The 12880-nt window shown below is 70.4% G+C and carries 10 protein-coding genes; 2 read left to right on the top strand and 8 right to left on the bottom strand.

All coding sequences use genetic code 11. The features are described 5' to 3' along the window. Window positions 1-8: 8 nt before the first annotated feature. Both CAP_RS11340 and CAP_RS11335 read right to left on the bottom strand, forming a co-directional pair. Complete coding sequence (locus tag CAP_RS11340; protein ID WP_044239671.1) at window positions 9-1136, bottom strand: M50 family metallopeptidase; 1128 nt, start codon at window positions 1134-1136, stop codon at window positions 9-11. Between the two features lie 221 nt (window positions 1137-1357). Beyond that, the gene (locus CAP_RS11335) at window positions 1358-1924 is read right to left on the bottom strand and encodes a hypothetical protein (protein WP_044239670.1); all 567 of its coding nucleotides are present in this window, start codon (window positions 1922-1924) and stop codon (window positions 1358-1360) included. A gap of 115 nt (window positions 1925-2039) precedes the next feature. On the opposite strand from CAP_RS11335, the gene CAP_RS11330 reads away from it, so the two are divergent. Continuing rightward, window positions 2040-4073: a TonB-dependent receptor plug domain-containing protein gene (locus CAP_RS11330; protein WP_197041127.1), complete on the top strand. Its 2034-nt coding sequence runs from the start codon at window positions 2040-2042 to the stop codon at window positions 4071-4073. Window positions 4074-4118: 45 nt separating this feature from the next. Continuing rightward, window positions 4119-5915, top strand: coding sequence for a right-handed parallel beta-helix repeat-containing protein (locus tag CAP_RS11325; protein WP_044239666.1), 1797 nt, complete (start codon window positions 4119-4121; stop codon window positions 5913-5915). A 12-nt stretch (window positions 5916-5927) separates the two neighbouring features. Here the strand turns inward: CAP_RS11325 and CAP_RS11320 are convergent, their stop codons facing one another. From CAP_RS11320 to CAP_RS11295, 6 genes are all read right to left on the bottom strand, one after another. Then, a complete protein-coding gene (locus tag CAP_RS11320) occupies window positions 5928-6584 on the bottom strand; it encodes an HAD family hydrolase (RefSeq protein WP_044239663.1) in 657 nt (218 codons plus the stop codon). A gap of 126 nt (window positions 6585-6710) precedes the next feature. Further along, the gene (locus CAP_RS11315; RefSeq protein WP_044239660.1) at window positions 6711-7658 is read right to left on the bottom strand and encodes an NAD(P)-binding domain-containing protein; all 948 of its coding nucleotides are present in this window, start codon (window positions 7656-7658) and stop codon (window positions 6711-6713) included. Beyond that, window positions 7655-9379 carry a 1-acyl-sn-glycerol-3-phosphate acyltransferase gene (locus CAP_RS11310; RefSeq protein WP_044239848.1) on the bottom strand — a complete coding sequence of 575 codons (1725 nt, stop codon included), beginning with the start codon at window positions 9377-9379 and terminating at the stop codon, window positions 7655-7657. Before CAP_RS11310 ends, CAP_RS11315 begins: the two co-directional genes overlap by 4 nt. Before the next feature lie 39 nt (window positions 9380-9418). After that, window positions 9419-10174: a hydroxyacylglutathione hydrolase gene (gene gloB, locus CAP_RS11305; RefSeq protein WP_044239657.1), complete on the bottom strand. Its 756-nt coding sequence runs from the start codon at window positions 10172-10174 to the stop codon at window positions 9419-9421. A gap of 41 nt (window positions 10175-10215) precedes the next feature. Then, window positions 10216-11562 (bottom strand): serine/threonine-protein kinase, encoded by a 1347-nt coding sequence (locus CAP_RS44270; protein WP_156040693.1) that lies wholly within the window; start codon window positions 11560-11562, stop codon window positions 10216-10218. Between the two features lie 84 nt (window positions 11563-11646). Continuing rightward, window positions 11647-12774, bottom strand: a complete 1128-nt coding sequence (locus tag CAP_RS11295; protein ID WP_044239655.1) for a tetratricopeptide repeat protein — start codon at window positions 12772-12774, stop codon at window positions 11647-11649. Window positions 12775-12880: the final 106 nt, after the last annotated feature.

Raw genomic sequence — 12880 nt, 5'->3', positions numbered from 1 at the left:
GCGCCGACTTACTTCGTGCCCACGCCCAAATCGTTGAAAATCGTCACGTAGCTGACGAGAAGCACGAGGACGACGAAGCCCGCGAAGTGGATGCCCATCTCGAGCGTCGCGTTCGGGCGCCGCCGCGTGGTCGCCTCGTAGAGCAGGAACATCAGCCGCCCCCCGTCCAGCGCCGGGAAGGGGAGGAGGTTGAAGGCACCGAGGTACGCCGAGAGGGCACCGAGGAACTCCAGGTACTCGGACAGGCCGCGCTTCGCGGCGTTGGCGGTCTCCTCGATGACGCGCTTCGGGCCACCCAGCTCGCCTTGAACCTTCCCCGTGATCCACTGCCCCAGCCCCACGATGAAGTTCTTCACCACCGTCGGCGGCATGGTGATCGCAAGGACGGCGGCTTCCTTGGCCTGCACCGGCTCCTTCAGGAACCGGGCGCTGACCCCGATCTTGCCCTTCCCGTTGTCGTTCCTGGGCGTCACCGTCACGTCGAGACGGCTGCCCTCACGCTCGATGCCGAGGACCAGCGGCTTGTCGGGGTTCTTCGAGATGATCTCGGCCATCTTGTCGAAGTCTTTCACCGGAACGCCGGCCACCTCGACGATGCGATCTCCGTCGCGGAGCTGAGCCGCCGCGGCCGGCGAGTCGGCCACGATGTCCACGTCGTTGGATCGCACCACCTTGCCGTCGACGATCACGGGCTTGCCGCCGATCATCAGGCTGGCGAAGAAGAGCACGGAGGCGAAGAGGTAGTTCGCCGCGGGCCCCGCGAAGATCGCCACGATGCGCCCCAGCAGGCTGGCATTCGCGTAGCTGCCCTTGTCGTTCGGATCCACCTCTTCGAGCGGGTTCATCCCGTCGATCTGGACGTATGCCAGAAGGGGGATCATGGCGAACTGGAACACCGTCGGCCCGTGCCGCTCCGGGGAGTGCCGCCACAGGCGCAGGCGGACCTTGCCCGCGGCCGTGGTGAACCAGAAGAAGCCGTCTTCCGGGATGATCTTGAAGAACGTCGGGCCTACGCCGATCGAGAATTTGAGCACGCGCATCCCGTAGGCGCGCGCGGCGAAGAAGTGTCCTGCTTCATGGACCACCATCAGCAGGGCGAGCCCCACGAATCCTAGAACGATGTACCAGGCGGCCATTTCCCTGGAGTCTAACCGGGGCTGCGACCTTCCGCACGAGGCAAGCGCCAGGGTGCCGGGCGGGCGCCGGGCACGACGCGCCTGCCGAGGGGCCTCGGGCGAATTCAGCCCTGGTGACGCGAGGCCCGGGCGGCGGCCAGACCGCACACTTTCGACGGTTTGCGGGAACGGGGCCGGACAGCCGCCGGGAGCGCGTCAGTTTGGCTCAATGCATCAAGACGTCAGCGCCCCACGAAGAACGAAACGCCGAAGGTCACGAAGGGCAGGCCGGCGCGGAGGGTGAGCGCAATGTCGTCGTTGAAATGGTAGCGACCGCCGAGCATGAAGGCGGGGTCCAGGTAGACGTCGCGGAAGAAGCCGTCGTTGCGCATCACGAGGCCGACGTCACCGAACGCGCTCCACTTGTCGTTGAAGAAGAAGTTCCACTGGAGCGTCACCGGGACCCATGCCCAGAAGTCCTCCCGGCAGTAGCGACAGTTGGTGAGGTCCACCCCGAAAGAGATCGCGACCGTGTTGTTCAGCTTCGGAATGAACGCTGGATCGGCCAGCTCGATCGAGGCCCTGAACCCTGCGCCGAACTCCGGATCGCCGAAGGAGCGGAAACGCCGACCACTCGGAGCGCCAGCGTACTGGTAACGCCAGAAGATGGTGTTGAGGTGAGGCTCCAGCTCTGCCCGGTACTGCGGATGATCGGTGGGGTTCCTGATCGACGCGACCGCCTCCGGGGCGAGCGTGAGACAGGCGGCGGAAGCGAGCGCGGTACTTGCGAGGAGCGTAAGCGCCTTCATTCCTCACTACGTAACAGAGGTTCGGCCTCCCGGGAAAGCACGTGTGCGCGCCTCCGCGCCGTGGCTGAAGTGCGAAACGCTCGCCGTCCCGTGCGAATCGGTCTACCTGCACGGCGTGCGCTGGCGTTGTGTCTCTCCTGCGCCCGTGCGGAGGATCGGCAGGTTCCTGGTCGGGGCGATCCTGCTTTCCGTCAGCACCAGCGCGGGGGGGCAGCCCCTCGTCGCCCAGGACACCGGCGCAATCGAGGTGACGGTACGCGGCGACGTCTCCGGCGGCTACGCGACGCGCGCCTCGGTCGACGACAGCCCTCGCCCCGCCGTGGACGCAGCGTCGGTCCTCTCGGGGCTCCCGAGCGTGCACGTGCGGCGCCTGGGCGCCGACGGCTCCTTCGGCACGCTCTCGGTGCGCGGCGCGGCCTCGTCCCAGGTCGGCGTCTTCCTCGGCGGCATCCCGCTGACGAGCGCCGCAGATCCCTCCCTTGACCTTGGCGCGCTGCCCCTCTGGCCTGGCGCTTCCTTCCGGGTACACCGCGGCTTCGCCCCCGCCTCGCTCGGCACCACCGGCTACCTCGGCGGCGTGCTCGCCATCGAGCCCCCCTCCGTCACCGACGGTGAGCGCACCTCTTGGTGGACCGCCGCGGGATCCTTTGGTGCCCTCAAGCTGCGCGCTGGAGATCTGCGCCGCGAGGGCCGCGTCACCATCGCGGCCGGGGTGTCTGCCGCGCGCGCCGACAACGACTTCTCCTTCGAGCTGGCCGACCCCATCACCCGAGCGACCCGCGAGGTCCGCCGGAACAATGCGGGGTATGCCTCGGCGAGCGGCATCGCCCGGGTCGCGGTGGATTTCTCGTGGGGCTCGGTGGGCACCCTCGTCTTCGGCGACGCGCGCCGGCTGGGCCTCCCCGGGAGCGCCGACAGCCCCACCACCGCCTCGCGCCTGGAGACCTCACGCATGGCGGTCGGCGTCGATGTCACCGCGCGGACGGGGGCTCAGGGTGCAGCGCGCGCGCTCGCGTGGGTGCGCCACGAGAGCAGCGCGTTCACCGACCCTCTCGGCGAGCTGGATCCGCTCCACCCGGGTGCCGTCGTCGAGGAAGCCATCCGCGCCGCCGGCCTGCAGATCGGATGGCGAGGGCGACCGGCGGCGCCCCTCACCCTGGGCCTCGTCGCCGACGCGCGCATCGAGCAGTTCGATCCAGGCGATACCGCGCAGATCGAAGCGCACCGCGTCGCGGGAGGAATCGGCTTTGACCTCGTCTTCCGCCCGGAGATCGCCCGGTGGCCAGGCCACCCCTTGAGCCTGACGGCCTCCGCCCGCATCGACGCGCGCAGCGATGACGCCGACAGAGCTCCCTCTCGCGAGATCGCGCCGAGCGGACACCTCGGCGCAGCGCTCAGCCTCTCTCCGGCGGCGGTGCTCGCGGTCCACCTCGGCGCCCTCCGCCGCTCGCCGGGCTTTGTCGAGCTGTATGGCGACCGCGGCACCCTGCGTGGCGACCCGGGCCTCCGACCGGAGCGCGCGCTCTCGATCGACGCCGGCGTTCACGGCGATATCGGCACCCCTCACCTCCAGCTCGGCTACGAGATCGTCGCCTTCGCCACCGAGGCCCGAGACCTCATCGCCTTCGTCCCCCTCGGGCGCAGCACCTTCCGCGCCGAGAACCTCGACCACGGCACGCTGCTCGGCGCGGAGGCCTCACTCCTGCTCAGCACCCGCCGGCTCCGCACCTCCATCAGCTACACCCTGCTCAGCGCGCGCAACACGGGCGACGACCCGCTCACCACGGGCAGACAGCTCCCCGGACGACCCGCGCACGACCTCGCCTACGACGCCGCCTACCGCTTCGGACCCCTGGTCCTGCGCTACGGCCTCGACGCAGTGGCCGGCACCACCGTCGACGAAGGCGGGACCATCGTGCTGCCGCCGCGTGTGCTCCATGGTGTGGGCGCGGCGCTCGACGTACCGCGCGTCCCCGGGCTCCGCGCCAGCCTCGACGTGGACAACCTCTTCGACCTGCGCACCCTGCACACGGAGTCACAGCTCACCTCCCGCGCCGTCCCGCTGCCGCTCAGCGACTTCCTCGGCTTCCCGCTCCCCGGTCGTGCGCTCTGGGCGACGCTGCAGTGGAGCTTCCGCCAGGGCGAATGACACCCGACGCCGATCGCGGTATCCACGAAGGTTCCGGAGCCGAGCATGCGTGACAGAGCGTGGAACCTGATCGTGATCCTGTGGGCGCTCGCGCCTGCCTGCAGCCCCGTGATCCAGGTGCCCGGACCGCCGCCTGACCAGGCCCCCCCGGTCCCGCGGCCCGTAGGCACCTCCCCCATCCCTGGGGGCACGCTGCCGAGATCGGGCGCCAATGCCACCGCCTTCGTGCGCACCCAGGACTCCGACCACTGGGTCTCTCAGACGATCCAGCTCCAGAACCGGTACAGCCGGGTCCTCGTCGTGGGGCAGCCCGCGCCGCAGACCATCCGGGTGGCGCACACCTCGTTGAATGCGCGCGACGCTGCCAGCAGCGCCGGTGAGCCTGTCGAGTACCCGGTCACCCAGAGCTTCGCGACCCTCCAGGAGGCTGCCAACCAGTCACGCGGTGGCGATCTCATCGCGGTCCTCCCCGGCAGCTATGTCGGCTTCGTGCTGGGCGACAAGCCGAGTGCTGGCGACGGCAACTACATCCACGTCAAGGCGCTCGGCGCGCCGGGAGAGGTGATCATCGACCGACCGGCGCTCGAGGATCCCAACTGGATGATCTACCTCCAGGCGGCCCATCACGTGGTCATCGAGGGATTCAACGTCGCCGGCTCCAGCCTGCCGAAGCAACCGCAACCCCAGGGTCAAAGGCGCGCGCCGCGCGCCGGGATCATGATCGACGGCACGTTCGGCCGGACCGGCAAGCTCGCCCACCACATCGTGGTGCTCGACAACTTCTCCCACCACCACCTGGAGTGGGGGTTGCACGCCACCGACAGCCACACCGTGCTCCTGCAGGGCAACCTCTTCGCGCACTCCGCCGAGGAGCATGGGGCCTATGCGTCCGACGGCTCGGACAACTGGGTGGTCCGCCGCAACGTCTTCTTCGGCAACCACGCGTGCGGCTTCCAGGCCAACCTCGACCCGGAGTCCTCGCTGGAGGAGCTGCTCACCCACGCCTCCTTCCGCGGCTACCCGCGCGAGGCGACGCGCGCGTGGGCCGAGGAGCTCCTCAGAACGGCCACCCAGCGCTTCGGCGAGCACGGCTTCCCCGATGGGCGCGGGGTGAACTTCATCATCGAGGAGAACGTCATCAACGGGAACAACCAGGCAGGTGGCGCCGCGATCAACGCCGCGGGCCTCTCCGAGTCCCTGATCCAGAACAACCTCATCTACAGCAACGGCTCGGCGGGCATCGCGCTCTGGAACGACGACAACATCTACGACGAGCCGCTCGTGAAGTCCGCGCCGCGCAACGCCGCCCAGGTGACCGGCCCGGAGACGCTCCCGCTCTGGGGCTGCCAGAACGTGATCCTGCGCAACAACACCGTCCTGATGAACCGCGCCGGACGTGGGGCGATCCAGTGCGGCCCCGGCAGCTTCGGGTGCCGCATCCGCAACAACATCCTCATCAACGACGGTTCCACCTCTCTGGACATCGCGCCCACCGCCATTTACCGGCTCGACGCCAGCGACAACGTGCTGAACCAGATCGTGTACGAGGGCACCGCCCCGGCCCTTAAGAGCCTCGCCATCTCGCTCCCCGAGACCCGCGCCACCCTCAACATCACCCGCGCCCGCCTCGCCAGCGAGTTCGTGAAGGCCGGCGACGAGCCGTGGGTGATCCTCGAAGGCAAGTGGTGGAGGCTGAATCCCGCGCGCCCCGATTTCCGGCCGAAGCGCGGCGCCCCCTTGCTCACCGCCAAGGGAGACGCGCAGGAGCTACCGGCCCGTGACCTGCTCGGCGTGAAGCGAACGACGCCCGGCATGGGCGCACTCGCGCCAGCGACCGAGTAAGCCGAGCGCGCCTCAATCCAGGAGCCCGAGCCACCTGCCAGCTTCCACCAGGTCGCGGACGCACACGTCTGCCACCGCCTCGAACCCTCGCCCTTCCCACGACCCCTCGGGCACGGCGACCACGATCATCCCCGCGGCGCGCCCCGCCGTCGCTCCGGCGAGCGAGTCCTCCAGCACCGCGCACCGCGCCTCCGGTACCCGCAGCTCCGCGGCTGCCTGCAGGAAGATGTCCGGCTCCGGCTTCAGGCGCTCCACGTCCTCTCCTGTCACCACCGCCCCGAGCCGCGGCCGCAACCCGAAGCGCTCCACCACGGCCCCCACCAGCCGCCGCGGCGACGACGACGCGAGCGCCAGCCCCACGCGCCCCTCTGCCGCGTCGAGCAACACCTCTGCGCCAGGCTTCAGCCGGAGATCTCCCACCCGCTCCACGAACCTCTCCATCACCCAGGCCGCGTCCCGATCGAGATCCAGCGGAAACCCGAACCGCTTGCCCATCTCGGCGAGCGTCGCCCTGAGCCCCCGCCCGAGGCAGCTCACCGCGTCCGCCTCGGTCCAGGCGAAGCCCCGATCCCGGCAGAACCCCTGCTCCAGCTCGAACCAGAGGGGCTCCGAGTCCACGAGGAGCCCGTCCATATCGAGAAGAAGTGCCCCGATCTCGCCTCTGGTCATGGCGCCTCTCTAGCGCACGGCGGGAGGCGCTGCCCGCCAGAAGCATCGGCGGCTCCACCCTGCTGCCGCGTGAACCGCCTCCTCCACCCTCCTGAAGCGCCCGCTCAGGCTGCGAAAAACGCCCGCTCAGGCTGCGAACAGGCGCTCCACCAGAGCTACGGGCCGATCTCCCTGCAGCACCCGCTCCAGCGCCTCGAAGGTGCTCGACTGCACCCCGCGCGCGCGCGCGAACTGCACCACCCGCGGGATCAAAGGGATGGCTTCCACGCGCAGCCGTGCCTCCGCGACGGCATCCTCGATGGACCGCCCCCGCGCCAGCGCGCGCCCCAGCACCACCTCGGGCCGATCTTCCAGGCCGATCGATGCGAGCAGATCCCCGTAGCCGCCGAGCCCCAGCATCGTGCGCTCCTCGGCGCCCGCCGCTGCCGCGATCCGCGCCGCCTCCTCCACGCCCCGTGAGATCAGCGCGGCCACGAGCCCCGGCCCCGCGCCGCCCCCTTCGGCGAAGCCGACCCCCACCGCGAGACACCCCACCAGCGCCGAGGCCCACTCCAGCCCCCGCAGGTCCGGCGTGCCGTGCACCCGCAGCCCGCTCGACTGAAACGCCTCGCTCACGGCCGCGAGCACCTCGGGGAACGCAGAGCCGCAGACCATCGCCGACGGCATCCCCCGCAGCAGCTCCTCGGCCTGCACGGGCCCTCCCAGGGCCCCCACCCGCTTCACCGGCGTCTCCTCGCGGACCAGGTCCGACATCGTCTGCAGCTCGTCGCCGGTCAGCCCCCGCACCCCGTGCACCACGGCGTGACCACCATCGAGGTGATCGCCGAGAGCGCGCAGCGCCGCGCGGGCCGAGCTGGAGGGAACGGCCACGATGAGCAGCCGCGCCCGCGCCACGCGCGCGTACTCGCGCGTCAGCTCCGGCCGGTTCTCACCGTTCCCGTCGCGCAGCTCTGGCTGCTCGCGGCGCGAGAACAGGATCACCTCTGCGCCTGCCCGACGCGCCGCGCGCGCCAGCGCCACGCCCCAGGGACCGCCGCCGACCACCCCCACCTTGATGCGCTCACGCCCGCTCACGCCGCACCTCCCACCGCTGCATCCTGCGCCGACGCATCGAGCTCCGGGGTGACACCGACCTCGCGCGCCGCACCGATCGGCGGAGGGGGTGGGCGCACCCCGAGCCCCGCCGGCATCCCCGACGGCGCGATCACGTCCCAGGCCACCCCGTGGGCCGCGAGCCGGTTCTGGTAATAGAACAGCAGGTTCGTGTCGCAGATGGCGATCCCCTCGGACCGTGACGCGAGCACCGGCGCGGCGTGGTAGCCCGCGAAGGCGCGCAGCGCCCGCTCCACCAGATCGCCCCCCGTGCCGTACCGCACGTCATGGCCCAGGCGCACGCACCCCTGCGCCTCCAGCGCGCGCAGGCGCTCCCGCAGGGCCACCACCTCCCGGGCCAGGTCATCGCGCGGGATCACCGTCTCCCGCTGCCGCAGCACCTGGAACAGGTCTGCCCTCGGCGTCTGCTGCCGGAGCCACGCGATCACCGCGGTCGCCACCACGTGGGTCGCCATCACCACCGTATCTCGCGCGTAAGCCCGGCAGATCTCCTCGCCCAGGTCGCGCGCATACTGCGCGTCGCGCGCGTGGTCGATGGTCACCTCGCCGCGCAGATCGCGCACGTAGGTCGCCGGATCGACCTCGCGCCCGCGCAGGTCGTACGACCGCCCCTCGGCGTCGACCCGGTTCCCGAAGGGATCCATCGGCGCCGAGAACCGGATCACCACCGCCCCGTCCATGCCGAGCAGCTTGCGCATGAATGCCGCCACCCGCCCCACCCGGGTGGACTCGTCGTCCTCGATGATGAACCGCCCCTTGCCCGCGTCGGAGAGGAAGTCCGCGATCAGCGTCTCCGCCTCCAGCGTGATCAGGTAGTTGATCGTCGCCGGCACGAAGAAGATCCGCCGCTCTTTCCCCGCGAGCAGCGTCCGCGTGTAGGCCTCGAAGGCGCTGCCCACCAGCCCGAGCTTCAGCCGCCGCTCCACCCCGCCCGAGCGCGAGCGCGTCCCGCCGGGGAAGAACAGCGAGTGGTAGCCGCGCTCCAGGAGCGCGCACGAGTAGGTCTTCAGCACGTCCTTGTACAGCGTGTGCCGGATGCGCCGATCCACCCGGTACGCGCCGAGGTTGTGCATGAAGAACGACAGGATGGGATTGGTGAACAGGTTCTTGCCTGCCCCGTACGTCGCCGGGGGCAGCCCCGCCCGCTCCAGCGCGTAACCGAACACGATGGAGTCCATGTTCGACAGGTGGGTCGGCACGTACACCGCCGTCCCGACGCGCACGAGCTGCTGCAGCGTCTCGATGGGCCCCTCCACCACCACCTTGTCCGCCAGCGCATCCAGGCTGATCAGCTCGCGCGGATCCCGGGCGAGCGTCGCGAGCTTGCGCGGTGAGAGCAGCGCCGTCACCAGCGGCGGCACGAGCCGGGTCGACACGTCGTAGACCCGCGCGTCGAAGTTGCCCGCCACATCCCAGGCGATGCGCTCGGCGTGCTCGCGCAGCAGGCGCTGCCGCTCGCCGTCCGCCATCCGCCCGATCGTGCGCGCGACCCGCTGCCACTCCGCGAGCTCCCGCGCGTCCTCCGGCGACTTGGAGGCCTCCAGGCGCTTCACCTCGTGGTAAGCCGCGTCGTTCAGCGCGAGCAGGGGCTCACGCGTCGCGCTCATCACCCGGTGCACTACCTCGTGGACGATCGCCCCTCGGGCGTCGTTGAAACCGAAGATCGGGGCGCTGCGGTTCATGCCCCCATTGGTACAGAATCCGCAGCAGCGAGGCGAGAGCTACCGAAACGAATCCTTGGCCCGGCGCACGGCGGCGAACACCTCGGCACGGCCATCACCCGGAAAGCGCGCGCGCACCGCTGACGCATCGCACCGCAGAAACGGGTTCGTCTCCAGCTCCTCGCCCATCGTCGACCCCACCGTCGGCTCCCCGCGCTCCCGCGCCTCCTGCGCTTTCGTGAGCTTGCGCGAGATCGCCTCGTTGTCGGGCTCCACCGTGTGCGCGAACCGCAGGTTGTTCACGGTGTACTCGTGGCCGCAGAACACCCGGGTCGACGGGGGCAGCGCTGCCAGCTTGCCGAGCGACGCCACCATGCCCTCCGGGGTGCCCTCGAAGAGCCGCCCGCACCCGCCGATGAACAGGGTATCGCCGGTGAACACCGCGTCCTCCACCTGGTACGACACCGCGCCCAGCGTGTGACCCGGGACGTGCAGCGTCGTGAATTCCAGCCCGGCCGCGCGCACCACCTGTCCTTCCTCCACCCGCTCCGTCTGCGCCGGCACCCGCCCGGCGTCGCTCGCGTGCGCGTACACTGGCAGCTCTCCGAGGCGCGCCCGCAGCCCCTCGTTGCCGCCGACGTGATCGTGGTGGTGGTGGGTGTTGAGGATGGCGACGAGGCGCAGCCCCTCCGCGTCGAGCGCCCGGAGGACAGGCTCGCTCTCCGAGGGATCGACGACGATCGCCTCGTCGCTCCCCTCGCGGTGGACGAGGTACGCATAGTTGTCGCTCAGGCAAGGGATCGGCAGGATGCGCATCGCCCCAGGAAACCCGCGGCGAGGCTTCTTGCCAAGAGAACTCAGAACCCAGGGTTCTCCACGCCCCCGTGTACGCTGCGCCGCGGGGTCGCCGAGGGCCTGGCGTTGAGTGCCTTCGCCGCCTGGGCAGCCCGCTCGGCCCGCGCTTGCTCCTCGGCGGCGAGGCGCGCTTGCTCCTCGGCCTTGAGCCGCGCTTGCTCTGCGGCAGCCGCCTCTTCCTTCAGCTCCGCGAGGCGCCGCTCCACCCGCGCAAGGCTCGCGACGACCGCGCTCGACGACCGCGCCGCCATCGGCACGGTCTCGGACCGCCACTGCGTCGCGGCGAGCACCCCGCCGGCAGCCAGCACCGCCGCCCCCAGCGCGACGCCCACCACCACACCCGGCCGCGAGCGCGCCCCGCGCCCCTTCGACCAGCTCCCCTCAGTGATCATCCCGAGGCGCCCGCTCCGGCTCGCGCCGCTCGCGCCTACCGAGAGCGACGGCGACGAGCCCATCGACCGCCGGGAGCCCCCCATCCCGTGCCGCACGTCCGCCGGCATCGCCGCGAGCGCTGCCTCAAGGCGCTCTGCCAGCTCCCGCGCCTGACCGATCCGCTGCGCCCGGTCCTTGGTCAGCATCCGGTCCACCACCGCCGCGAGTTCGGGGGGCACCTCGGGCGCCACCGACCGCAGCGGCGCGTGCGGCTGGGTCATGATCGCCACCATCAGCGCGTTGTAGTTTGCGGCCACGAAGGGATGCTGCGCGGTGAGCGCCTCGTAGAGCATCACCCCGAGCGACCAGATGTCGCTCCGGCCATCGATCTCTTCCTCCCCGCGCGCCTGCTCCGGGCTCATGTACGCCGGCGAGCCGAGCACCGCCCCCGACATCGTGCGGATGTGGTCCGCCTCCTTCGCGCCCGACGCCTTCGAGACGCCGAAGTCCAGGATCTTCGGCACGATCTCGCCCGTGGGTTGCCGGGCGAGGAAGATGTTCCCCGGCTTCAGGTCGCGGTGCACCACCCCGCGCACGTGCGCCTCTTCCAGCCCCCGCGCGACGAACGCCATCCACTCGGCGGCCTCGGCAGGGGGCACCGCGCCGGCCGTCTTGAGGCGCGTGTCGAGCCCCTCGCCCTCCAGGAGCTCCATCACGATGTAGGGCGCGCCGTCCTCCGCCTGGCCCATATCGAACACGTCGACCACGGCCGGGTGCCGGATCTGGCCGCAGACCCGCGCCTCCTGGAAGAAGCGCTGGAGCGCCTCCCGGTTCTTCGACAGCTCGGGGAGCAGGACCTTGATCGCGAAATCGCGGTGCGTCAGCTCATTGCGCACTGCCCAGACGCTCCCCATCCCCCCCGACCCGAGCGGCCGGAGCAGCCTGTATTTGCCGGAGATGAGGTCACCGGGTTTCACGGGGTGCGATCAAGGTCGGCGAGCGTGAGCGTGGAGCGAGCGCGAACGCCCGGGCGCTCGCGCTGGGTGCGACAGGGACGGGAATCAGTTCTTCCGCTGCTGCGCCGCAGCGAGCTGCTGCTGCTGCTGCTGCAGGAACTGCGCGACGAGGCGCGAGCGCTCGATGGCGAACTGCTTCACGTCCTTGCTGGGCGAGCCGGCGAGGGCGTTCAGGAGCTTGGTGACCCGCTCGATCTGGCGCGACTGGAAGAGCGCCTCGAAGTAGTTGTTCGCCAGCCGCACGTCGCGGCTCATCTTCGACTCGTGCGGCTGGAGCAGCCGCATCACCGCCTCGAGATCACCCTTCTGCCCGTAGAGCGCCGACAGGCAGAGCAGCGCGAGCGGCTCGTCGGGGTTCTTGTCGACGGCCTTCTTCGCGTACTCCACCGCCTTCTCCCGGGTCTCTTCCTGGCCCGCGTAGAAGCCCTGGATGGCGATGAAGGGCGCCGGGTTCTTCTCGGGCGCGAGCTTCTCGAGCTCCTTCGCGGCCTCCTCCTCGTTGCTCTGCTTGGCGATGTGCTGGAACAGGTAGGCCCACGCGTCGATGCAGCCCGGATCGATCTGGATCGCCTTGTCGACGAACTCCCGCTCCTTCGCCGGATCCTCCTTCTGCTGGAAGAGCTTGGCGAGGTGCAGCGAGGGGTAGGGGTTGTTCTTCAGGAGGTTCTGCGCCCCCTTGAGCGTCCCCTCCGCCTTGTCGAGCTTGTCCTGCGAGAGCTGCGCGATGCCGAGCGCCAGCCAGTCCTCGCCGTTGCCGCCCTTGGCGACGATCTTGGTGAGGACCTGCTCAGCCCGGGGCAGGCGGTTGTACTTGAGGAGCTCCTGCGCGTAGACGCGGCCCCGGTTTAGGTCGTCCTGGCTCTCCACCCAGTGCTTCTCAAGGCCCGCGAGGAGGTCTTCCAGGCCGATGGCGATGGGGCGCCCCTGGTCGTCCTGGACCTGCACCGCCGGACCGTTGAAGCCGAGCAGCTTCCACATGTCCTCGATGGCGAGAGCCGTGGGGCCCTTCTCCAGCATCTCCTTCAGCTCATCGGTGGGCTTGTTGATCGGGATCACCACCATGGCGTTGTTGGGCACGCCGCTCGGGAACGCGCTGACCGGCGCGACGATGGCCGCTCCGCCCGAGATCTGAAGCCCTGCCGCTTGCTGCTGCTGATCGTTGCCCGTTGCCATGGTCGCTGCTCCGGTGTTTCCCGCCCAGGCGCGCCGCACCGTGGGGATAGCCCAGCCCCGCTTGAGACCCCGAGCCCGGGTGGCGCGGACGATCCGGGGGGTGGAA

Source organism: Chondromyces apiculatus DSM 436, from assembly GCF_000601485.1.
In the GTDB taxonomy this organism is placed as follows: domain Bacteria; phylum Myxococcota_A; class Polyangia; order Polyangiales; family Polyangiaceae; genus Chondromyces; species Chondromyces apiculatus.
This window is presented reverse-complemented; position numbering and strand designations above follow the sequence as displayed.